20 protein-coding genes and 1 pseudogene are annotated in these 23,840 nt (G+C 45.9%); 4 read left to right on the plus strand and 17 right to left on the minus strand.

Going from position 1 to position 23,840, the window contains the following annotated elements:
* Window positions 1–408: 408 nt before the first annotated feature.
* The 3 genes from ABXS70_RS17365 to leuB form a co-directional block, all read right to left on the minus strand.
* The gene (locus ABXS70_RS17365; protein ID WP_090922221.1) at window positions 409–825 is read right to left on the minus strand and encodes a hypothetical protein; all 417 of its coding nucleotides are present in this window, start codon (window positions 823–825) and stop codon (window positions 409–411) included.
* 353 nt (window positions 826–1,178) lie between these two features.
* The gene (locus ABXS70_RS17370; protein WP_062320195.1) at window positions 1,179–1,718 is read right to left on the minus strand and encodes a peroxiredoxin; all 540 of its coding nucleotides are present in this window, start codon (window positions 1,716–1,718) and stop codon (window positions 1,179–1,181) included.
* A gap of 368 nt (window positions 1,719–2,086) precedes the next feature.
* Entirely contained in the window at window positions 2,087–3,172 is a 1,086-nt protein-coding gene (gene leuB / locus ABXS70_RS17375) for a 3-isopropylmalate dehydrogenase (protein WP_342555055.1), read from the minus strand.
* Between the two features lie 250 nt (window positions 3,173–3,422).
* Between leuB and ABXS70_RS17380 the strand changes: the two genes are divergently transcribed.
* Window positions 3,423–4,403, plus strand: coding sequence for an aldo/keto reductase (locus tag ABXS70_RS17380; protein ID WP_342555054.1), 981 nt, complete (start codon window positions 3,423–3,425; stop codon window positions 4,401–4,403).
* A gap of 193 nt (window positions 4,404–4,596) precedes the next feature.
* Here the strand turns inward: ABXS70_RS17380 and ABXS70_RS17385 are convergent, their stop codons facing one another.
* The 4 genes from ABXS70_RS17385 to ilvB all read right to left on the minus strand — a co-directional run bounded on the left by ABXS70_RS17385 (window position 4,597) and on the right by ilvB (window position 9,828).
* Window positions 4,597–6,138, minus strand: coding sequence for a 2-isopropylmalate synthase (locus ABXS70_RS17385; protein ID WP_342555053.1), 1,542 nt, complete (start codon window positions 6,136–6,138; stop codon window positions 4,597–4,599).
* Between the two features lie 143 nt (window positions 6,139–6,281).
* Window positions 6,282–7,274 carry a ketol-acid reductoisomerase gene (gene ilvC / locus ABXS70_RS17390; protein WP_090922211.1) on the minus strand — a complete coding sequence of 331 codons (993 nt, stop codon included), beginning with the start codon at window positions 7,272–7,274 and terminating at the stop codon, window positions 6,282–6,284.
* A 323-nt stretch (window positions 7,275–7,597) separates the two neighbouring features.
* Window positions 7,598–8,080: an acetolactate synthase small subunit gene (gene ilvN, locus ABXS70_RS17395; protein ID WP_342555052.1), complete on the minus strand. Its 483-nt coding sequence runs from the start codon at window positions 8,078–8,080 to the stop codon at window positions 7,598–7,600.
* Window positions 8,077–9,828, minus strand: coding sequence for a biosynthetic-type acetolactate synthase large subunit (gene ilvB, locus ABXS70_RS17400; protein ID WP_342555051.1), 1,752 nt, complete (start codon window positions 9,826–9,828; stop codon window positions 8,077–8,079). The genes ilvN and ilvB overlap by 4 nt, the downstream gene beginning before the upstream one ends.
* Before the next feature lie 598 nt (window positions 9,829–10,426).
* Here ilvB and ABXS70_RS17405 point away from each other — a divergent pair.
* On the plus strand, window positions 10,427–10,873 hold the full coding sequence (locus ABXS70_RS17405) for a GNAT family N-acetyltransferase (RefSeq protein ID WP_366289472.1): 447 nt from the start codon (window positions 10,427–10,429) through the stop codon (window positions 10,871–10,873).
* A 6-nt stretch (window positions 10,874–10,879) separates the two neighbouring features.
* On the opposite strand, the gene ABXS70_RS17410 is transcribed toward ABXS70_RS17405, so the two are convergent.
* From ABXS70_RS17410 to ABXS70_RS17450, 9 genes and pseudogenes are all read right to left on the minus strand, one after another.
* Window positions 10,880–11,254: a hypothetical protein gene (locus ABXS70_RS17410; RefSeq protein ID WP_366289475.1), complete on the minus strand. Its 375-nt coding sequence runs from the start codon at window positions 11,252–11,254 to the stop codon at window positions 10,880–10,882.
* 177 nt (window positions 11,255–11,431) lie between these two features.
* Window positions 11,432–12,394, minus strand: coding sequence for an ABC transporter permease (locus ABXS70_RS17415; RefSeq protein WP_342555048.1), 963 nt, complete (start codon window positions 12,392–12,394; stop codon window positions 11,432–11,434).
* A complete protein-coding gene (locus tag ABXS70_RS17420) occupies window positions 12,395–13,474 on the minus strand; it encodes an ABC transporter permease (protein WP_342555047.1) in 1,080 nt (359 codons plus the stop codon).
* Window positions 13,467–15,005, minus strand: a complete 1,539-nt coding sequence (locus ABXS70_RS17425; RefSeq protein ID WP_342555046.1) for an ABC transporter ATP-binding protein — start codon at window positions 15,003–15,005, stop codon at window positions 13,467–13,469. The genes ABXS70_RS17420 and ABXS70_RS17425 overlap by 8 nt, the downstream gene beginning before the upstream one ends.
* Before the next feature lie 307 nt (window positions 15,006–15,312).
* Window positions 15,313–16,352, minus strand: a pseudogene (locus ABXS70_RS17430) (BMP family ABC transporter substrate-binding protein).
* A 573-nt stretch (window positions 16,353–16,925) separates the two neighbouring features.
* The gene (gene rplT, locus ABXS70_RS17435) at window positions 16,926–17,285 is read right to left on the minus strand and encodes a 50S ribosomal protein L20 (protein WP_017689664.1); all 360 of its coding nucleotides are present in this window, start codon (window positions 17,283–17,285) and stop codon (window positions 16,926–16,928) included.
* Between the two features lie 88 nt (window positions 17,286–17,373).
* Complete coding sequence (rpmI, locus tag ABXS70_RS17440) at window positions 17,374–17,577, minus strand: 50S ribosomal protein L35 (protein WP_017689665.1); 204 nt, start codon at window positions 17,575–17,577, stop codon at window positions 17,374–17,376.
* A 24-nt stretch (window positions 17,578–17,601) separates the two neighbouring features.
* Window positions 17,602–18,096 (minus strand): translation initiation factor IF-3, encoded by a 495-nt coding sequence (infC, locus tag ABXS70_RS17445; protein WP_342556284.1) that lies wholly within the window; start codon window positions 18,094–18,096, stop codon window positions 17,602–17,604.
* A gap of 339 nt (window positions 18,097–18,435) precedes the next feature.
* On the minus strand, window positions 18,436–19,674 hold the full coding sequence (locus ABXS70_RS17450; protein ID WP_342555044.1) for a glycosyltransferase family 2 protein: 1,239 nt from the start codon (window positions 19,672–19,674) through the stop codon (window positions 18,436–18,438).
* Window positions 19,675–20,381: 707 nt separating this feature from the next.
* On the opposite strand from ABXS70_RS17450, the gene ABXS70_RS17455 reads away from it, so the two are divergent.
* Together ABXS70_RS17455 and ABXS70_RS17460 are read left to right on the plus strand one after the other, a co-directional pair.
* A complete protein-coding gene (locus ABXS70_RS17455) occupies window positions 20,382–20,909 on the plus strand; it encodes a phosphatase PAP2 family protein (RefSeq protein ID WP_342555043.1) in 528 nt (175 codons plus the stop codon).
* A 50-nt stretch (window positions 20,910–20,959) separates the two neighbouring features.
* Window positions 20,960–22,111, plus strand: coding sequence for a glycosyltransferase (locus tag ABXS70_RS17460; RefSeq protein ID WP_342555042.1), 1,152 nt, complete (start codon window positions 20,960–20,962; stop codon window positions 22,109–22,111).
* A 111-nt stretch (window positions 22,112–22,222) separates the two neighbouring features.
* On the opposite strand, the gene ABXS70_RS17465 is transcribed toward ABXS70_RS17460, so the two are convergent.
* Entirely contained in the window at window positions 22,223–23,758 is a 1,536-nt protein-coding gene (locus ABXS70_RS17465) for an extracellular solute-binding protein (protein ID WP_342555041.1), read from the minus strand.
* Window positions 23,759–23,840: the final 82 nt, after the last annotated feature.

Raw genomic sequence — 23,840 nt, forward strand, 5'->3', positions numbered from 1 at the left:
TCATCACAGAAACAGGAAGGGCCGATTGGGTTGTTGATTACCGGGTCCCTTTCATCAGGGGGCTGAGCCGAAAATATGGATGGCATGTCCGGAACGTAAGCTGGTCTAATCCGGTTAATCCAAAGAAAGTCCGGAAAAATCATATACGTTTGTTCCTTTCTAACCTTTTCCAATTCCCAAACGAAAACCCTTTATTTTGCTCCGCCTCTTTTGCAAGTCTGTTTTTATCATAGACAAGTTTAGGGAATAGAGTCAATCGGAGAAAGTGTCGAATGGGAGTTATTTTGCAAATAATCCATGAATCTATTTAAAAAACACAAAAAACGAAGCCTCTTCACCTTAAAGGAAAATCAGCTTCGTTTCGTATTTTCTGACAATCGTTCACTGACATAACATCTCAACTGCAATCTATAGTCCGGTCTTGTTATGTTGAATTTTCAATTTCCGCTGACTCATGACAGCAAGGCGGCGTTTCAGTTCGCTCTCCCATTTCTCATCTTTCATTTCCTTGGCGAGCCGCAGCAGATCAAGTGACATATCAATCTGACGCTGAACGATGACCATCGCATCTTCACTTTCACGATTTACGCAATTCTCAAAGATTGCATCCTCATCTTCTGTCACATAGTCTTGAAAATCAATCTCAGAAGCTCCATCACCATGTGCATACTCAGCAAGAATCTCATACTCATTCTCAACCTTGTAGTGCACCTCAACCCGGTGACACACCGGACAGAACAGCAGGGGAACATTATGAACCTGGGTGCGGTAATGCTTCAGCGTGCCCTTCGTTCCAACCATACTTGCCCCACAACAGTAACTCATCTTTGTTCACCCTCCTTATTAGGTGCCGGGATTTTTGTGTAGACACAACCCGTGCACTTCAAAAACTTCCGAAAGGGAATCGTTCAAACAGTGTATCACATTCATATGCAAATTATAAATGCGGATTACCGGAATAATTACCGGGTTTCCATACCCTATTCGCTTTATAAGCCTTCAATTCCTCTTTCCTCTTATAAAAAAGAAATCATTCTTCTATTACATTATTAACACGCTTGGCAGCTTGTTCAAACACCTTGATAAAGTTAACGTTCTGCTGTGGAAAAAGGTTGCAAAAAGCCCTCAATCCCGAGTGGGATGAGGGCTTGAACATAAACCGTTCAAGTAAACCTGGCTTACAGGTTGCTGTCGCCTGGTTTCCAGTTCATTGCACACAATCCGCCGGATTGCAGTGCTTGCAGTACGCGAAGTGTTTCTTCAACACTACGGCCTACATCGTTGTGGTTAACCACTTGGTATTTCAGTTCGCCTTCTGGATCGATGATAAACAGACCGCGCAGTGCTACGCCTTCTTCTTCGATCAGAACACCATAATCTTTAGCTACTTGCTTCGTGATGTCGGAAGCAAGCGGGAAGTTCAATTGACCAAGACCATTGCTGTCTTTTGGTGTGTTGATCCATGCTTTGTGGCTGTGTACGGAGTCTACGCTCACGCCAAGAATTTCTGTATCCAAAGCTTTGAATTGCTCGGAAGCGTCGCTCAAAGCTGTAATCTCTGTTGGGCACACAAATGTGAAGTCCAAAGGATAAAAGAAGAATACAAGCCATTTACCGCGGTAATCGGACAGTTTAACGGAACCAAAATCTTGTCCGTCTCCTGATACTGTTTCCATTGCGAAATCTGGTGCCGGTCTACCTACCAAACGTTCTGCCATAACTAAAAATTCCTCCTTTGGGATTATGTAAGCATCCGTGCGGATTGCTCATCATCAGGATACACGCAAGCGCTTGTCCTGTCATTAATTGTTTTGATACTTGTTCTCAAGTACAAATAAAATGTTATCATCCGCACTTCTCAAAGTCAAGATTATAAACGTTATTTTTTTATAATAATTATAAATAAGAAATTTCCGTGCCGAATTTAAACGAAAAATGAGAAAGGAACAGCCCTCTGCATTTTCCGCTATTAGAAACCAAAAGACGTTCTACTAGGGTATCAAAGGGCTGTTTCTTATACGAAGCACAGGACTGTATCCTGAGATATGTTTAATGTTTCAATACGCGGACAGGCTGAAACGGAAATTTAAGCCTTTTTCTGAATAGCTGCGACAATCAGGTCGCCCATCTCGGTGGTGCTGATCGCTTTGCTCTTGTCGACGGCGATGTCACTTGTACGGTGACCTGCGTTCAGAACATTCGCTACAGCCTCTTCAATTGCATCAGCACCTTCTGCATATCCAAACGTTGTACGGAACATCAACGCCAGAGACAGGATGGTTGCAATCGGGTTAGCCAAGCCTTGGCCGGCAATATCCGGCGCAGAACCGTGTACCGGTTCGTAGAGTCCGAAGCTGCCTTCACCCAGCGATGCGGAAGCAAGCATACCGATGGAACCTGTAAGCATTGCCGCTTCATCACTCAAAATGTCGCCAAACATATTTTCCGTTACAATAACATCGAAGCTTGCCGGACGACGCAGCAGCTGCATCGCACAGTTATCTACAAGCACGTGTTCCAGTTCAACATCCGGGTAATCCGGAGCTACCCGGTTAACCACTTCACGCCAGAGGCGGGACGTTTCCAGCACGTTCGCTTTATCAACGGAAGCCAGCTTTTTACGGCGGCCCTGAGCAATCTCAAAGGCCTGACGAACGATGCGTTCTACTTCAGATACGTTGTAAGCACAAGTATCCACTGCCTCTTCGCCCTGTGCACTTTCACGTCTGAACTTCTCACCGAAATAAATTCCGCCTGTCAGTTCACGAACGACCATCAAGTCTGTGCCTTCAAGCACTTCCGGTTTTAGGGTGGAAGCGTCTTTCAAGCAGTCGAATACGACAGCCGGACGCAAATTAGAGAATAGACCGAGCGCTTTGCGAATGCCCAGCAGTCCTGTTTCAGGACGAAGCTCCTTGCTGTTATTGTCCCATTTCGGTCCGCCTACTGCTCCGAGCAGCACTGCATCTGCATTTTTACATACAGTCAGTGTTTCTTCCGGAAGCGGTGTACCTTTCTCATCGATGGCAATACCACCAAAGAGTGCATGCTCAGTTTCAAAGCGATAACCGAATACTTCCTCCGTACGTTTCAAAACTTTCTCCGCCTCGGCCACAACTTCAGGACCAATTCCGTCACCTGCGATTACTGCAATTTTTTTCACGTCTGCCATAGGTTGTCCACTCCCTCATCTTCATTCGTCACTTATCTGCCAATCGATTGTGACTGTGTAAAACATCGTCTCATAAATAACTCTCTTCTTTGTATCATATTCTGCGGTCATTTGACCAAGATATACAATCTATGACTTTAATAGTTTTTACCTATAAGGGGGCGAATCCTAGCTTTAAAGTTGTTCGTCAGGACAGGGTAAGTTAAAATATAGCTGAAATCAAATCAGGTATGCTGGAGGGATGTTCACCATGCATTATTCTTATTTAGGTAAATCAGGCCTTAAAGTCAGCCGCATCTGTCTGGGTACGATGAATTTCGGGCCGGCCACCGACGAGAAAGAAGCTTTCCGCATTATGGACGCAGCGCTGGATGCAGGTGTTAACTTTTTTGATACCGCTAACATTTATGGCTGGGGTGAAAATTCCGGTCTTACGGAAAAGATTATCGGGCGATGGTTCAAACAAGGCGGCGGCAGACGTGAAAAGGTTGTGCTTGCTACCAAAGTCTATGGTTCCATGCATGATGAAACAGATGGCCCCAACAACGAGGCGGGGCTCTCCGCATACAAAATCAGACGCCACCTCGAAGGTTCGCTGCAGCGTCTGCAAACCGATCATATTGAGCTGTACCAGATGCATCATGTCGATCCGGTTATTACGTGGGACGAGCTGTGGGGAGCATTTGAACATGCCGTATATCAGGGCAAAATTGGATATGTCGGCTCAAGTAACTTCGCCGCTTGGCAGATCGCGCTTGCCCAGAGTGAAGCGAAGAATCGTCACTTCCTCGGTCTTGTATCCGAGCAGCATAAATACAGCCTGAACTGCCGTCTGCCTGAACTGGAGGTATTACCGGCCGCTAAAGCGCTCGGGCTCGGCGTTATTCCATGGAGCCCGCTCGATGGCGGATTGCTTGGACGTAATGCGATGCAGAAGCTTGAAGGAACACGCAGCGGAGGCATTGCAGAACGCATTGAGCAGCATCAGACACAGCTTGAAGATTTTGCTGCGCTGTGCCGTGATCTGGGTGAGCCGCAGGATACGGTTGCCCTTGCTTGGGTAGCTGCCAATCCGGCTGTGACTGCACCAATTATTGGTCCCCGTACACTCGAGCAGTTCGAAAGCGCCCTGAAATGTCTCGACCTGACACTGGATGAATCCACCCTCAAACGTCTGGATGAGATCTTCCCTGGGCCTGGTGGGCACGCTCCTAACGCATACGCATGGTAAAATTGTAATAAAAAAAGTCTGCCCCCCGTTGAACTGTGCTCATAATAGATAGACTTCATCACGTCTATACTTTAGGATACAGTTGACTTCAGAGGGGGCAGACTTTTTAATATTTTCGGCTTTAGCTGTTGTACTGTACACGCCTAGTTAGCAGGCCTGAAATTGTGCTTTAAGCACGCGGTGCAGTATTCTTCTACAAATTAACGTTAACACGGTTCGTGTACGTTTTGCGCTTCTCAATCAATTGGTTCAAACCGTCTACGTACGCACGAGCACTAGCACCAAGAATATCTGTGCTCACCCCGCGTCCTTGAACAGAAACCTGATTTTGAGTCAGCACGACATGAACTTCACCAAGGGCATCCTTGCCATGTGTTACCGATTTGATGGAATAATCCGACAGCGTGACCTCTTCCCCACTCACTTGATCGATAGCGTTATAGATCGCATCCACTGAACCATTGCCTTCAGCCTGTTTCTCCACCGCTGCGCCATCCAGCATCGCAATGCGAACTTTAGCCGTAGGCACGGATTCATCACCATACGTAACAAAGATGGATTCCAGTTTGTACACCTCAGGAGCATCCTGCAATTTTTCCTCGATTACAGCAAGCAGGTCTTCATCGGTAACTTCTTTTTTCTTGTCTGCCAGATCTTTAAATTGTGCAAAAGCACGGTTCAACGCCTCTTCGTCCAGCTCATAGCCGAGGTCAATCAAGCGCTCGCGGAACGCGTGGCGACCGGAGTGTTTACCCAGCACCAGCTTGCTCTCTTTAAGCCCAATCGTTTCTGGCGTCATGATTTCATAGGTGGTTTTTTCCTTCAGCATGCCATCCTGGTGAATACCAGACTCGTGCGCAAAGGCGTTAGCGCCAACAATCGCTTTGTTCCCTGGAACAACCATACCCGTCAAACGGCTGACCAAACGGCTGGTACGTGCAATTTCTGACAACTGCAGCGTTGTTTTCGCCTGGAAAAACTCCTGACGTGTTTCCAGCGCCATTGCGATTTCTTCAATCGCCGTGTTACCTGCACGCTCTCCAATTCCGTTGATCGTTCCTTCGATTTGATCTGCGCCATTAAGGATGGCTGCAAGTGTATTGGCAGTGGCCATACCCAGATCGTTATGACAGTGGGCACTCAGCTGAACCTTATCGATATTGTGAACATTTTCCTTCAGATGTTTGAAAATATTTCCGTATTCGTACGGACTCAGATAACCGACCGTATCTGGAATATTGACGACCGAAGCACCCTCTTCAACCGCCATATTCACCATTTCCACGAGGAAATCATACTCGGTACGCCCTGCATCCTCCAAGGAAAATTCAATTTTCGAAAATGTCTTCTTCGCATAACGAATGGCAGAACGTGCTGTATCCAGCACCTGTCCTTTATCCATGCGCAGCTTGTGCTGGCGATGGATCGGCGAGGTCGCTAAAAACACGTGAATACAAGGGTCCTGTGCGCCTTTAAGCGCTTCCCTCACCGCATCAATGTCCTGCTCTCTCGAACGGGACAAGCCAATTACCGTAACATTTTTAACCGCTTTCGCTACGGCGTTAACTGCGGCAAGGTCACCTGGAGATGCTGCCGGGAAACCTGCCTCCATCCGGTCAATGCCAAGCCGCTCCAGTTGATGGGCAATCTCCACTTTCTCACGAGTGTTCAGATTGACTCCTGGAGATTGCTCTCCATCACGCAGCGTTGTGTCAAATACATAGATTTTACGCACGCTTCGCACCTCCTGCTTTATTTATAGCTTCCCGCAAACCAGAATAGCGGCTCACGCATAAGCACGGCCGCTATTCCCAGTTCACGCTCTAAGCTCCTTGGATCTTTTACAATGCTTGTTCAAAAAGCGAGCCAAATGACTGCTTATTTTTTGATCCAGTGCATCATTTCGCGCAATTGTCCGCCAACCACTTCGATTGGGTGTTCAGCTTCGTTGCGGCGTGTTGCCGTCAGGAATGCACGACCGGATTGGTTCTCCAGGATGAAGTCACGTGCGAATTTACCTTGTTGGATATCGGAAAGCACTTCTTTCATCGCTTTCTTCGTATCTTCTGTAACAACGCGAGGTCCAGTTACATAGTCACCGTACTCTGCTGTGTTGCTGATGGAATCACGCATGCTTGCAAGTCCACCTTCATACATCATGTCAACGATCAGTTTCAATTCGTGCAGACACTCGAAGTATGCCATTTCAGGAGCATATCCAGCTTCTGTCAACGTTTCGAATCCAGCTTTAACGAGGGCACTTACACCGCCACACAGAACCGCTTGCTCACCGAACAAGTCTGTTTCTGTTTCTTCACGGAAGGAAGTTTCGATTACGCCTGCACGTGTGCAGCCGATTCCTTTTGCATAAGCGAGACCGATGTCTTTCGCTTTACCTGTTGCATCTTTTTCGATCGCGATCAGACCAGGAACACCGAATCCTTCTACATAGGTACGACGTACCATGTGGCCAGGGGACTTAGGAGCTACCAGCAGTACATCGCTGTCTTTTGGAGCAACGATTTGGCCGAAGTGAACGTTGAAACCGTGAGAGAAGAGCAGTGCTGCGCCTTTTTTCAGGTTTGGTTCGATTTCGTTTTTGTATACAGAAGCTTGAGTTTCATCCGGCAGCAAGATTTGAACCACATCTGCACGGCTAGTTGCTTCAGCCGGAGACAACACTTCAAATCCATCATTTTTAGCAGCGTCAAAAGATTTACCTTCACGAAGTCCGATAACTACGTTCAATCCGCTGTCACGCAGGTTTTGTGCCTGAGCATGACCTTGGCTGCCATATCCGATCACCGCGATCGTTTTTCCTTTCAATACGCTAAGCTCTGCATCCTGTTCATAATAAGTAGTTACTGGCATGTTATAAGTCCTCCTTTGTATTGTAAAGAACCCTTCATTAATGAGCGGGTGTCTCAATGGACCGATAACCTTCGCATCTTGTAAAAAACTGCATGATTGATGCGGGTACCGCTGCACATGATCCGATCCGTTCAGACACCCGCTCGTTAATGCGGGGGTGTGGCTCTCTTTTCAAGCGTTACATCACTAAAATGTTACTTTACAGAAATGACGGGACTGACCCATCTCTATCACATAACGTTTATTTTACGCTAACTGTGCATTTTCACAAGTAAATCATTGTGTTCATGTATGAATCAACCCATCTTGATTGCATTATACCTCTAGACGTTACCCCGTACCAATGCCGTTACACCTGTACGCGATAGTTCACGAATGCCATAAGGCTTGAGCAGTTCAATCATGGCATCAATTTTGTCCGTATCCCCAACCGCCTGTACCATCAGGCTTGCTGGGCCTACATCGACAACCGATGCTCGGAATGTTTCCACTACACCCAAAATTTCCGGACGCTCAGAAGGCTCGGCTTTTACCTTGATCAGTGCAAGTTCACGGGCAACCATCGGTTTGAGGCTGAAGTCAACCACTTTGATAACATCGATAATTTTATAGAGCTGTTTCTCAATTTGCTCGATCGTTTTGTCGTCACCCATCGTAACAATGACCATCCGGGAAAGACCTGGCTCTTCAGATTGACCTACCGTAATACTTTCAATGTTATAGCCGCGTCGACCAAACAATCCGGATACACGCTGAAGGACACCTGGCTGGTCATTAACCAATATCGAAATCGTATGTCTTATCATTCCTCAGCATCTCCCATCAGCATTTGATCGATTGTTGCTCCCTGCGGAACCATTGGATAAACATTTTCATCCTTGCGTACTACAAATTCGACAACGACTGGCCCTGGTGTATCCAAAGCTTCCTGCCAAGCACGCTCTGCTTCTTCCTTGTTTGTTGCGCGCAGCCCCTTCACGCCGTAGGCCTCCGCCAGCTTCACAAAATCAGGGCTCCCTGCCAGGTCGATGTGACTGTATCGATTTTCGTAAATCAGTTCCTGCCACTGACGAACCATTCCAAGTACTTCGTTGTTAATAATTACAATTTTAACCGGAATGTTGTTAATTGCGCAGATAGCGAGTTCCTGAGAACACATCTGCATTCCGCCATCTCCGTTGATGGAAATAACCAATCGATCCGGATTGGCCATTTGAGCACCGATCGCAGAAGGGAAGCCGAAGCCCATGGTTCCGAGTCCACCTGACGTAACCCAAGACCGCGGTTGATTGAACTTGTAGTACTGAGCTGCCCACATCTGATGCTGCCCAACATCGGTGGTTACGATAGCTTCACCTTTGGTAGTGTCGTTCAACATTTCAATAACCCACTGTGGTTTCAATACTTCATCAGAATCTGTGTAGCTGTAAGGTTTTTCCTGCTTCCACTGTTTGATCTGGTCTCGCCATGCATCCGCACGCTCAGCACGCTGCACTTCCTTATTGGCAATCTCCAGTACCGTTTTCACATCACCTACGATCGGGATATCTGTCGCGATATTTTTACCGATCTCTGCAGGGTCGATATCGATATGAACAACTTTCGCATGCGGCGCGAACCCATCCAATTTCCCTGTAACCCGGTCATCGAAGCGTGCTCCAATATTAATCAGCAGATCGGATTGCTGTATCGCCAGATTCGAAGTGTACGTTCCGTGCATGCCCGGCATCCCTGTCCAAAGCTCATGACCACTAGGGAAAGCGCCAAGTCCAAGAAGGGTTGTCGTGATCGGAATGCCTGTCTTCTCTACAAACTCGAAAAGTGCTTCGTGTCCGCCAGAGTAAACTACACCGCCACCTGCAATAATCATTGGGCGTTCCGCTTCCTGAATGGCCTGCGCCAAGCGATCTACCTGTAATTTGTTTGGTACCGTCCGTGGATTGTACCCTCTGAGAACAACAGGTTCGGTGCTTGGTTCAAACAACGTTTTGTTCGCCGATACGTCTTTTGGAATATCGATTAATACAGGTCCTTTACGTCCGGTATTCGCAATATGGAATGCTTCATGGATGATACCCGGCAGGTCTTTTACGTCTTTGACCAGATAACTGTGTTTCGTGATCGGCATCGTGATTCCGGTAATATCGGCTTCCTGGAAAGCATCCGAACCGATGAGGCTTGATACGACATTACCTGTGATAACCACCAAAGGTACGGAATCCATATACGCCGTTGCAATGCCTGTAACAAGGTTCGTAGCACCCGGACCAGAGGTTGCGATGCAGACCCCCACTTTGCCGCTCGCACGGGCATAACCGTCAGCCGCGTGAATGGCACCTTGCTCGTGACGAGTCAAAACGTGTTTGAAATCTTCAAAACCATACATCGCATCGTAAATGTACAATACTGCTCCGCCTGGATAACCGAAGACACAATCCACACCTTCAAGCAGCAAACTTCTCAGCAGAATCTCGGAACCGCTAATGACCTCCGGCTTCATCCATTTTTCACGTAATTCATCTGTTGATCGTACTTCTGGAATTTGAGCTCCCATCAGTCATCCTCCCCTCGGAATTTACACCATTCTGACATTCAAAGTTACAAAAAAAACCTTCCATCCCTGCAAACAAGTTCATGCTTGCGAGGGACGAAAGGTTATCGCTTCCGTGGTACCACCCAACTTTGTCCGAAATTTCGCAATAACGGACCTTACCAGGTATAACAAAACGATGTTCAAACGAACACAGTCGTCTCCCATACCTGTTGTCTGTAACGCAGACTTACGATTCCCCCTAATACGCAAGGATTTGACGATCCAATGCTTTTCAGGAAAACAGCTCCGAGGTGAGCTCGTATATAAGGGATAATGGTGGTGGTTTCAGCAAATCCAGCCACTCTCTGAGCAAAAGAGCCCTTAAAACTTCGTCCTCTTCATAGCCGATAAAATATTCTCGTTAAATGTTAGGAACATTATATGATTCCTCCAACCGATAAGTCAATACCTGTTTTTGATAAAATTGTACAAACCTCTTTTTGCAGGCTCTCTTCACCCTATTTTAACCCTGAGCCTCCGCCTTCATACAGTCACCTTTTATCTCGCCTCAGGCATAGGATATACAGGCTGCACAACTGGCCCTGAAAGGAGGCTCCGCATGATTATTCGTCAGCGTTCATCCAAACTGGATGACGGCGCCATTATGAAGCTGATTGACACGCAGCTTGTTCCTCTATCACATATGAGTGAGAAGGAGATCCATAAAATACGCAAAGAAATACCCCTGCGGATGAACAGGGGCATGACCTTTGTCATCTCGCCGGAGCCAAATCAAGCTGCTGTCGCATTCATTCATTTTCTCATGCATGGAGAACTGCTCTACGTCGATATGATGGCCGTGAGCACCAAAGAACAGCGCAAGCGTTACGGACAGACGTTACTGCATAAAGCAGAAAGCTTTGCGGTATCTCGCGGCTGCCGAAAATCCAAAGTTATGGTAGACGAGGGCAACACAAAAGGATTTCAGTTTTACCAAAAAAACGGATATCAAAACCTAAGATATATTATGATGAGCCGCTGTTACGAAATGGAAAAAAGACTCTAGTATCTTCTAGAAAATGCCTGGTGGTCTAGGACCTGGACCATAAGGACCGTATCCTGGACCCGGGCCATATCCCGGTCCCGGACCATAACCGGGTCCATAACCAGGACCGTATCCAGGTTTCGGACCCGAACCATACCCCGGACCGTAACCAGGGCCTGGACCATAAGCGTAAGGCAGCGTTGCAATCGCCAGTAAATCAAACAATACCAGAGGTAAAATGGCCTTGGTACGTACTTTTTTTCCACCGAGACGCTTGAGAACCAGTTTGCTGCCTGATACTTTTAGCAGTTTCCCTGTAACCCGAGTACCGTCTTTTTTGATCGCAACAATGTTTTTGCCTATGAGTTTCATCGCTTCAGTACGCGTGACATGTTTTTTCATACTATCCCTCCTCCTCGGATCATTCAAAACAGTGTATTCGTCCAAGACTGGATTCGCCTGTTTCTTTGTCCATACCGAAAAAGTTGGGTGCTTAGAAACAAATACAAAAAAGGCCCGCTCGATTGCGGACCTCTTGTGTATAACGTATTCCTGATACAGCATTAAATCATATATTTATTACCTCTTACCCGGATCATACGGTTCTCCCAGTGCAGATGGCGCCGAAGAACGTCCCACTGCTGCTACAAGCACAATAAGTGTCAGCAAGTAAGGCAGCATGTAGATAATTTCCTGGGGAATACTTTGGGTCCATTCAAAATTTTGCACATAGTTTCGAATGGCTTGAGAAAATCCGAAAAATGCCGCTGCTCCAAAAGCCCCGATCGGATTCCACTTACCAAAGATCATCGCTGCTATGGCAATAAAACCTTGTCCCGATACCGTGTTGTGCGAAAAAGTCCCTGTCGTCGTCAGTGTAATGGCTGCGCCGCCAACGGCTGCAAGTGCTCCACTGATCATCACACCGATATAACGGTAACGACGCACTTTAATACCTACTGTATCGGCCGCACTTGGATGTTCACCCACTGCACGCAGACGAAGGCCAAAAGGTGTTTTGAACATAATGTAATAGGTCAAAAACACAAATAATATTGCCAAATACGTTGGTGGATAAACATTTTTGAAGAGCGCTTCTCCGAGCAAAGGAATATCCTCAAGAAAAGGCACATTGAATTTGTTAAATCCTTGAACCAGAGGTGAATCTCCAGAACCTTCAAACAGCAGTTTTACCATGTACAGCGTACTTCCTGCTGCCAAAAAGTTAATTACGATACCGCTGATAATTTGGTCAGCTTTAAACGTGATCGAGGCCACTGCATGAATAAGTGAAACGAGCACACCAATGACTATAGCAAGCAGGACTCCCATCCATGCTGCTGTCGTTCCGCCCATACCCGCTTCCTGAGCATAGTGAGCCCCAATACCGGCCGCAAAAGCACCGAACACCATAAAACCTTCGAGACCAAGGTTTGTTACTCCGGATTTTTCCGAGAAAATCCCCCCGAGGGAAGCAAAAATCAATGCCGTAGCAAAGACAAGCGTCGTATTAATAATTTGCCCGATTGTCAACAAGTCCATCTACAACACCTTCTCTTTCTTGCGCTTGGAATAGAACGGTTTAAGAATCCAGCGCACGATGCCTTGTGCTGCAATGAAAAAGATAATCGAACCGATGACAATCCGAATAATCTCCGGCGGTACATCCGCAGCAAAGCTCATTCCTGCTGAACCGTATGTGAGAGTTCCGAATAGAACTGCCCCCAGCAATACACCAAATGGATGATTCAAACCAATCAATGCTACGGCTATACCATCAAATCCTGTTCCAGGTGAACCCGTCATTAAGGATTGATAGTGGAATACACCCAAAATTTGAAAAGCGCCGCCCAAACCTGCAAGCATACCGCTAATAAACATCGCTTTTACAATATTTCGATTAACACTCATCCCTGCATATTCTGCTGCGTTCGAGTTGAGACCTACAGCGCGAATTTCAAAACCCTGCTTCGTTTTCCACATATAAATATAAAAGACTACAGCCATCACGATCGCAATCAACGTTCCCATATGAACGCGGGAGTCCCCCATTAATTCAGAAAGCCAAGTCAAACTAATGGATGCCGTGTCGCTGATATCTGCTGAACGATTGTCGCCTGGAAGCAGTAAGAACTGTCTTACGATAAGGTTCGCCAGATACAATCCGATCCAGTTGAGCATAATACTGCTGATTACTTCATTAACTCCGCGAGCAGCCTTCAAATAACCTGCAATGGCAGCCCAAAGTCCGCCAAACACCGCCCCCGCAATCAACGCCAGAGGCGCGTGAATATAAATAGGCAGGCCTGCGAACTTCACACCTACGAAGGTAGCAGCAGTCATACCTACGAGAAACTGTCCTTCGCCCCCAATATTAAACAGTCCGGCGCGAGCGGCAAAAGCAAACGCGAGCCCTGTCATGATGAGTGGTGTCATCTCACGAACAGCTTCACCGAAGTTGTACATATCGCCAAACACCTTTTTAAACAACGCACCATACGCTTCAAATGGGTTATATCCACCAATCATCATAACAATTCCCCCGAGAATGAGTCCCATCAGAATCGCCACGACTGGCATAATAAATGAATCCCGGGTAAACCATTTTAATACTTTATTCATGCACAGTACCTCTCTTTTGGGTGCTGCCCGCCATCATCAAGCCGAGCTCCCTGTCATTGGTTTCTTCCGGCAGCACCTCACCTACGATCTGTCCTTCGTAGATCACCGCAATGCGGTCCGAAACGTTCATGATCTCATCCAACTCGAACGAAATAAGCAGCACGGCCTTCCCCTGGTCTCGTTGTGCGATCAATTGCTTCTGTACAAACTCGATAGCTCCTACGTCCAGTCCACGAGTTGGCTGAGCCGCAATCAGCAATTCAGGGTTTTTATCGACCTCACGGGCGATAATGGCCTTCTGCTGGTTTCCTCCGGACAGCGAACGCGCTTTTGTCTCGATGCTCGGTGTACGCACGTCAAATGCTTCAACAAGCCGCTTGGCCTGCTTTTTGATTGCCTCAAAGTTAAGGAAACCTTTGCGCGTATACGGTTCCTTGTAATATGACTCCAGAACGATATTTTCGCTCACCGAAAAATCCAGAACAAGCCCATGCTTATGTCTGTCCTCTGGAATGTGTGCGACACCCGCCTCGGATATATGACGCGGAGAGTGGTTGGACAGTTCTTTCCCCTGCAGGCGGATTGATCCACTGTCGACTTTACGCAGGCCAGTAAGAGCTTCAATTAATTCACTCTGGCCATTACCGTCAACGCCGGCAATACCGACAATTTCTCCGGCACGCACATTCAGATTGAATTCGTTCAGTACTGCGATTCCTTCTTTGTTTTTGGACATCAACTTGCTGACCTCAAGCACATTGGCTCCAGGCGTGGCAGGCTTCTTGTCCACTTTGAACGTAACGTTGCGGCCAACCATTTTCTCTGCCAGTTCATTCGGATTCGTTTCCGATGTTTTGACGGAATCAATGACCTTGCCACGACGAATAATGGTTACTGTATCCGAAATCTCCATGATTTCTTTCAGCTTATGGGTAATGAGAATAATCGACTTGCCTTCTGCAACAAGTTTTTTCATGATAACCATCAGCTCTTTGATTTCCTGCGGTGTAAGTACCGCTGTAGGTTCATCGAAGATCAGAATGTCCGCACCGCGGTACAATGTTTTAACAATCTCAACACGCTGCTGCATACCGACAGAGATATCATGAATTTTGGCATGAGGGTTAACCTTAAGCCCATACTGCTCGGACAATCGCTGTACTTCTGCAGCAGCCTTTTTATAGTTAATATTGAGACCCTTCTTAGGCTCGGATCCCAAAATAATGTTCTCTGTTACCGTGAACGGCTGTACAAGCTTAAAATGCTGATGCACCATACCGATGCCAAGATCGATTGCCCGGTTAGGACTATCGATGATGACAGGTTTGCCATTCACTTCAATGGAACCTTCATCTGGCTGATAGAGACCAAAAACAATATTCATTAATGTTGACTTACCAGCGCCGTTTTCGCCCAGTAGAGCATGAATCTCGCCTTTCTGAAGCTGAAGGCTGATGGCGTCGTTGGCAACAATGCCTGGGAAACGCTTCGTTATCTGTTTCAACTCAACGACGGGGGTTGCTGCACCCATGTAATCACCCTTATAACTGATATAGTGTGGTTCCGCAAACGTAAAAAAAACGTCTATCGACGTACTTTATGGAAGAAAGATCGCACTTTACTGAAATTTTTCTTGCGATAATACAGTTGTTCAGCTCCGCTGAAAATATCTTAAAACTCTATTATCTTAAGAAAAGCTCCGATCCGGAGCAGTGTTACAAATGTCACCTTGTACAAATGTTATGATGGCTTGATCAAATGTTCCTGTCTTTACAATCACAAGGCCGGTCAAGACCGGCCCTGATAATTATATTCAGCAATTTCAAACACCTGCATTATTACTCTTTAGGTACTTTGATTTCGCCGCTGATGATTTTTTCTTTGTATTCGTCAACTTTGGCCAAAACGTCAGGCTTCACGTTTTTACTGGAAGTATCTGCAATGCCTACGCCGTTATCTTTCAAAGTCAATGTTTCTGCTCCACCTTTGAATGTTCCGTCAATCACTTCTTTATTAACACGTTTAACTGCTTCATCCACTTTTTTAATCATGGAAGTCAGCGTTACTTCATCACCGAACTCCAGGGATTGGTCCTTATCGACACCGATTACCCATACATCCTGACCTTGTTTCTTACGAGCATCTGCTTCTTTAAACACACCGTTACCAGTTGCACCTGAAGCGTGGAAAATGATGTCTACGCCTTGGTTGTACAATGTAGCAGCTGAGCTTTACCCAGGTCAGGCTTGTCAAAAGCACCTGTGTAGTTTGGAATAAATTGAGCGTCAGGGTTAACTGCTTTAACCCCTTCTCTGAAACCTACTTCAAACTTTTTAATCAGTGTGCTCTCTGCTCCGCCTACAAAACCAACTTTATTTGTTTTTGTTGTCAAACCAGCAACAACACCTACGAGGAAAGAACCTTCTTCTTCAGCGAATGTTACGGATTTCACGTTAGGTGCATCCACTACGCTGTCGATGATTGCAAGTTTGGCATCCGGATTTTGATCAGCTACTGCTTTGATCGCTTTTTCCAACTGATAACCGATACCCCAAGTCAGGTTATATCCACCTTTAACAAATTCGTTCAAGTTTGGAATATATTCTTCATCCGATTTACTTTGCAGGTATTTAACTTTTGCACCTGTTTCTGTATTGGTTGCTTGAAGAGCTTCCCAAGCGGATTGGTTAAAGGACTTGTCGTTTACGCCGCCTACGTCAGTAACCATACCGATTTGAATATCGGATTTGGCTTCGCTTGCAGCACCGCCGTTGTTTCCACCAGCGTTTGATTCTTCTTTCGGTTTGCTTCCGCATCCTGCGAGCATGACCGATACTGCCAGCAGCATCACCAGAGACAAGCTGAGCATTTTTTTCATTTCTCTTTTTCCCCCTTAATAATATGTCCCTTTCAAATCTTGTCTGCACTGCACGGACCAACAGATAGGGAAACAGGTTAGAAGCGGAATGTTTGGTTAATTGGAATGAAAAGCGCATTCTTATCTTCACAACATCTGCTCATCTGTCGAAAAACCGAACATTATGACCCGAAAAGAAAAATTTAGGACTGACCTACTAGAGGTGATTATACAATCAACCAGTGTTAAAATCCAGATGTATAATCACCAAAGTTCACTTATTTTTGTACTTTTTTTATTGAAAGCGCTTAATAATTTAACGTTTTAACACACTAACGTTACAGCGATGTGATGTTGTGTAACAAACACTTACCATCACTCCCCTTATGCATCGCAAAAGAGGCGTGTTTCTTTGCATTATTCCACCGTTCGTATTTTATGTAGTGTCATGTTGTGTTATTCACTAAGGAGCATCGCAATTTGTGCTCTTATCTCCTGATGCTGCGATGTATCTAGGTTGTTCTTCCTACGCTGTTCTTATTCTCCAATCCGTAAAAAAAGCCGCCGTAGTACGGCGGCTTACATTATACAGATTTAAGCGTTGATTTTGCCTTTAGCTACAGTCGCCAAAGAGTTGAACGCATTGATGTCATTAACGGCCAGATCAGCCAACATTTTGCGGTTCATGTCTACTCCAGCAAGTTTCAATCCGTGGATCAGTTTGTTGTAAGACAAACCGTTCATACGTGCTGCAGCATTGATACGAACGATCCACAGTCTGCGGAAGTTACGTTTCGTGTTGCGACGGTCACGGTATGCGTATACCAAGGATTTCATTACTTGCTCATTAGCTGTTTTAAAGATACGGTGTTTGGAACCGAAATAACCTCTTGCCAGTTTCAAAACCTTTTTATGACGACGACGTACTACAAAACCGCCTTTTACTCTTGCCATATTAAAGAACCTCCCAAATAAATATAAATGTATCCGTGGTATGTGTATGGCCGAAGCCAATCCCCCGTACGGAATCTAGTATTTTGAATTAACCTTTCAGGTTAGCCAAACCTTGTTTCAAACGTCTCACGTCACCTGCAGCCATAACCGGGTTACCGTTCAGAACGCGCTTCGCACGTTTGGATTTGTGAGAAAGCAAGTGGTTTTTGTGAGCTTTGTAACGAAGGACTTTACCGGAACCGGTAATTTTGAAGCGTCCTTTCAAACTGCTGTGTGTTTTCATTTTAGGCATATTGTGTTTCCTCCTCCAATGTTATCAGGCTTTAGGAGCCAAGATCATGATCATACTGCGGCCTTCCAGTTTGGGTTGACGCTCAACGGTACAAAGTTCTGCAACTTCCACCTTAACGCGTTCCAAAATCTTTTGACCAATAGACGCATGTGCAATCTCACGTCCGCGATAACGAACGGAGCATTTCACTTTGTCGCCTTCTTTCAAAAACTTAATTACATTACGAAGCTTCGTCTGATAATCGTGCTCCTCAATATTGGAACGGAACCATACTTCTTTAATATCAACAATTTTCTGGTTCTTACGGGCTTCTTTTTCTTTCTTCTGCTGCTCATAGCGGAATTTGCCATAGTCCATGATGCGGCACACCGGCGGTTTAGCCTGTGGGGCCACATTGACCAGGTCCAAGTTCAGGTCAATTGCCATTTGAAGTGCTTCACGAATGGGTGTAATCCCGATTTGTTCTCCTTCAGCTCCGACAAGGCGTACTTCCTTCGCCCGAATCTCGTCATTAATCATGTGATCTTTACTAATAACCGTCCACCTCCAGGTCATTTTGAATATCCAGTTACACAAAAATAAAAGGGATGCCGGTCAAGCTACCGACATCCCTGTAATCAACACAATTCTTCATGAGTATACACTTCATAAATTATTGGGATCGTTGACCAGCCAACTGATGTTGGACAGGTGAGAAGTCGGACTTCTGCTTGTGATTCCATTTTGCTATTTGTTTAACACACTTGAACACTATACCATTCGCCAAGCAACGTTGTCAACATATACAGCATATTTTTTTGAAACAGTATGACAAGACTCATAGCAGTGTACTGATTCTCACATTACTCTATCCGAAAGTTAACCTTGTTTGCTCTGCACTTCGTCCAGACGTACAACCCGTGTGTGCTGTGTGTGGCTCCACTGTTTGTTGTTCTGTGTGAAGAACGCATAGAAGGTAATCGGATACCACGACAGCAGATAAATCGGGAACAGGATCAGATACAGATACACTTTGGCAAAAGTAACTTTCTCCAGAGCCATCGATAACAGGAACGTCAGCACATTCATACCGATAGCAATGAACCCGACCCATAGCGGGAAGTAGCCATAGATATTGGCAATATGCGGCCCATCCAGCACATAGATATCGATCGACATTACAGCCGTCAATAGAAAGGTAAGAAGCACTACATATACATTGGCACCATACACAGCAAGGTCAAACTTCACCAGACTTCTTTCTTTGATCGACTGCCAGAGCAGCGGGAAGAAGTATCTTCTGGCAACCGTAAAGTGACCCTGCATCCAGCGCAGGCGCTGTCTTGCAGACGCTTTGAATGTTAATGGTTTCTCATCAAATACTTTGGCATCATAGTTAAACACTGGATATACATTACGCTGCACGCTGCGCATGGTAAACTCCAGATCTTCTACCAGACTTGTAGCTCCCCAACCGATATCTTTTAGCAAATTCGTCTCGAAGCACATGCCCGTACCACCGAGGAAATTCGCCATGTTCAGATTATGACGGGACAACTGCCACAAACGGTTGATGTACCAATACGATACACCATAAGCAGCTGTAATCCATGAATCTTCAGGATTCTTTGTATCGATGTATCCTTGAATAACACGTGCTCCATTGCACAAGTCGTTGTTCATCTCGCGCAGGAAGTTCTGTTCCACCAGATTATCGGCGTCAAACATAACTACCGCATCATACTGGCGCGGCAAATCCCACAAGTATTTAAGCATCCATTCGATGGCATAACCTTTACCTCTCAGGTCAGGATTCGTGCGCACACAGGCATTCCAGCCATGCTCGCGAACGATATCTGCCGTACTATCTGTGCAGTTGTCACAGATAACAAATACATCGTACAGATCCCTAGGATAATCAAGCTGCTTCAGGTTTTCCATCAGCGCGCCAATAACTTGCTCCTCATTGTGCGCCGCAACGAGCACGGCAAATGATTTTGAAGCAGGATAATTTTTCTTTTTCTTTTTCTTATACAGACCGAACAGCGAAAACGTGAATTGGTACACGGCGAGCAGTGCCAGAATGACCTGCAGCGTGACAAATATAGCGTCCAACATCGTTCTCTGTTACCCCCTTTTAATAAAACCCAAATTACTTCGGCATTTCTCTTCCTGATTCTGCATTTTGTTTTTTTGTAATTGCAGAATATGACCCTGTGCTTTTGTTTACTACGTCAGTGATACAGGCAATGTTTCAAATCATGGCTGCGGCCCGTGGGCTGCTTTATCGATTCTGTATTCTTTTCAGCGATTTGTCAAAACCCCAATTCTACTGTCTGAAGCAGAAATGTGAACTTTAAACGCTGAATAGCCACTCCTTGATACCACAACCTCGCATTCATGCCTGTTATATCTTATTTTCAGCCGTTTTCTTGATTTTTATTTCTAAAGTCCCTTCTTTTTTCTGCGGCTTACTGCAGATTAACTGCACCTCTACTTCAAATAACGTAAATGGGCACCAAAAAGTTTAATCTAAAACTCACATTTTTTTACCTCATTTCAGCCACGTTGAATCATTGTATCTTTTTTCAAGGATTGAAGTCAAAAAAATACACTGGTTTTTTACCCACTCTTTTACATGAATTTTACGTTCTTTACATGTGTTCTTCTTGAAAAGGACAACATTTAAAAATATGATAAACATATGTCTGAAATAACCTCAAGACTTCAAAAAACGGTTATATACTAATCAGGTGGAAACCGGACACCCGCAGCATCCCGGAAATACTGCCGCCCTTGGGGCGGCCTACTGGCAGGAGGCCAATATGAGCCGTTTTTTCTTAAAGTTCCAAGAGTATGATCGTAACGTATTTATGTGGATTAACGGCCGACTTCATAATCGGTTTATGAATTTCTGGCTGTACTATTTCACCCACCTTGGTGGAGCAACTTCTTCCATTGCTGTATCTCTTTTGATCTGGCTGCTCGCCCCGGCTCCATGGAGCACGATTGGACTTCAGGCCTGCATTGCTTTAGCCGTAAGTCACATCCCAGTAGCCATAGCCAAAAAATTGTATCCTCGCATTCGGCCCTATCTGGCCCTGCCTGATACAATCACTTTCCGCAACCCTCTGACGGATCATTCGTTTCCGTCCGGGCATACGACTGCTATTTTTTCGGTTACAGTGCCCTTCATGGCTGCTGAACCGTTTCTACTGCTAACACTGCTGCCTGTGGCTCTTATTGTCGGATTCTCCCGAATCTATCTGGGGCTCCACTATCCGTCCGATGTTTTGGCAGGAGCTGCAATCGGTACTTTAGTCGCACTTGCCGCAGTTGCATTCTGGCCTTAAAGCCGATATGTTAGACTCAGGAAAACCTAGCAGGAACAGGTGAAGCAAGCGTGGAGAAAAAAAGAATCTTACTATTATCTGAAGGGTTTGGTGCAGGACACACCCAAGCCGCTTATGCATTGTCCAGCCATTTACGAAAGCTCTCTCCCATGATTCAAACCAAAGTGCTTGAGCTGGGAAGCTTTCTCAATCCAAAAGTAGCGCCACTTATTATTAATGCGTACAAAAAAACGGTGACCAATCAACCGAAACTTGTTGGATACATGTACAAACAGCAGTATAAAAAACCTTTAAACCGGCTGACAACTCTTGCACTGCACAAATTGTTTTACACACATACCCGCAGTGTCGTTCGTCAGCTGCATCCGAGTGCCATTGTCTGCACTCATCCGATCCCAAGTGCTGTAATTTCTCGTTTAAAGCGGCTGGGAACGAATGTCCCGCTGTGCAACGTCTTAACTGATTATGACGCACACGGTACTTGGATTAGTCCTGAGGTTGATCTGTATCTCGTTTCCTCGGAAGAAGTAAAGTCAAAATTGATGTACCGAGGTGTAGCTGTAGACAAAATCAAAGTGACAGGTATTCCGGTTCACCCGAACTTCTGGGAACACCCTGGACATGAAGAGATTCGCAGCAGATTCAATCTGAAGAACATGCCCACTGTGCTGGTGATGGGCGGTGGTTGGGGAATGATTAGTGATAAGGTTGTCCACCAGCTGCTGGCACGCTGGCATGAGGATATCCAGATCATTTTCTGCCTCGGGCGTAACGACAAAATACGCACCCGTATGGAACAGGACCCGCTGTTTCAACAGGAAAATATCCATATCATCGGTTATACGACGGAGATTGACAAATTAATGGAAGTTTCCGACCTGCTGATTACCAAACCGGGTGGTATGACCTGCAGTGAAGGTTTAGCCAAAGGTATTCCGATGCTTTTTCATAATCCAATTCCCGGGCAGGAAGAAGAGAATGTGCATTACTTCACAGCCAGAGGTTTGGGCGAACCCCTCACCTCACTTGATGTGGTCGTACAATGGATGAATAAACTCCTCCACCATTATCCGGAAGTAGTCGAGAAAAGGAAACGGCATCTGGCCGAAATTGCCAAGGTGCATCCGATGGAAAGCGCCCACTGCATCATGAATTTGCTGCAGGATCTGCAGTCCTCCTCTTCCGAAGAAACACGAGTATAATCAGAACGATCCGAGCATCTCGCATTCATCATTTCTTTCAATTCATGAGTAAAGGTGCCTTCAAAACGAAGGCACCTTTTTTTGGTTTTTTAGAGCAGCGGCTTCATCGCCTTACTGTATACCCGCCGTTTTCAGATACTCCTGCCACTGCTTTGTATACTCGGATTGGATTTTCTCCAGACCTGCCTGCTTGGCTTTCTCCATAAACGTGTTCAGACCGCCTTCTACATCTGCGACAAGACCTACGTTAAGCGGATACAAGTACTGCTTCTCCACCTGCTCCAAAGCCGCTTTTTCTGCTTGATAAGGGGTCCAATCCTCGGCAAAACCGGTGAAAATATCCGGTTTTTTAATCTTGTCGAGGTCTTTAAACATGGTCAGCACATCATCAAAACTTTTGTCATACAGCATAAACTCCGGGTTACGCCATGCCCATCCATTCATACCTTCACGCGGGAAGCCGTTGCTTTGGGCATCGCCGATCATATGATAATAACCATCTTTCACTTCAAAGTTTTTGCCTTCCACACCATACTCCGTCAGCCAGTTATATCGTTTATCCGTCACAAGCTTCTCATAAAATGCCAGTGCTCTTTCCGGATTTTTGCTGCTGCGCGGAACAGCAAAACCGTTATGAATCGGATGCACCGGCTGTGCAAATCCTTTGGCATTCGGATAAGGAAAATATCCCAGCTTCCAGTCCGGGTGAGTGGATTGGACCTTAATTACGTCGGAATTGAATTTGTTCGGATTCTCCCCGGCAAGAACGACAGCCGCCTTACCATTCTGCAGCAGTGAATTGGATGTATCCTTGACGTTCAGCACGTTTTTCGGGAAAAAGCCTTTATCCATCCAGCGTTTATATGTTTTGAGATCCTCCAGATGCTGCGGTGAGCCCCAATAGGACGTTACCGTCGATGGTGAGTCATACATAATTTCCAGGCCGTATGGAAGCTGTCCTGCCGTATTTACCAGCTTGGAAGTTAATTGACGAACCCCATGAGTGTGGTTTGCACTGCTGTCTGCGATCGGAATCATATTGGGCTCGTTTGCCTTGATGCCTTCCAGATAAGCTTCGAGCGTTTCCATAGACTCAGGCTTCGGCAGATTATACTTCTCACGCAAGTCTTCGCGGTAAGCAATGCCTTCTGTTACGTATTCAATCCATGTGGATGGAACCGTGTAGATTTTGTCATTGATCTTAACCGCATTCCACATATCATCCGGGACATGAGATTTAAGCGCAGGTGTCTTTGCAAGAAGTTCATCCAGCGGCAGGAAAGCGCCTTTTTTGGCATAGGACTGATAATTCGTCCAGTCCGCTGTAAAGATTAAATCGATTGGCTGTCCGGAAGACAGCAGCAATTTATATTTTTGATCCCAGTCGGTCCAGGACGTGAAGTTAAATTTTACATTAACATTTAAATCCGCTTCAGCCAGCTTGTTAATCTCGGACTCAATTACAGGCAGATCTTTGGGCGCATCACCAAGCATGTAAAATTGCAGTGTTACTTTCTCGCCTTTATTGTCCGATGAGCCTCCCTGCGCATTCCCTCCTGACCCGCCGCCATTACAGGCAGCCAGTACCCCGGCAAACAACATCAGAGCAAGTACCATAGACAGGTGCCGAATCATTTTATTACGCATGTGCATCCTCCCTTTTTGTGTTAAATCTATATGTTAGCGCAGACCCGCCATGCATCAGACCCTGGATATCCAGCATCGGCCT

The organism is Paenibacillus sp. AN1007, assembly GCF_040702995.1.
Lineage (GTDB): Bacteria > Bacillota > Bacilli > Paenibacillales > Paenibacillaceae > Paenibacillus.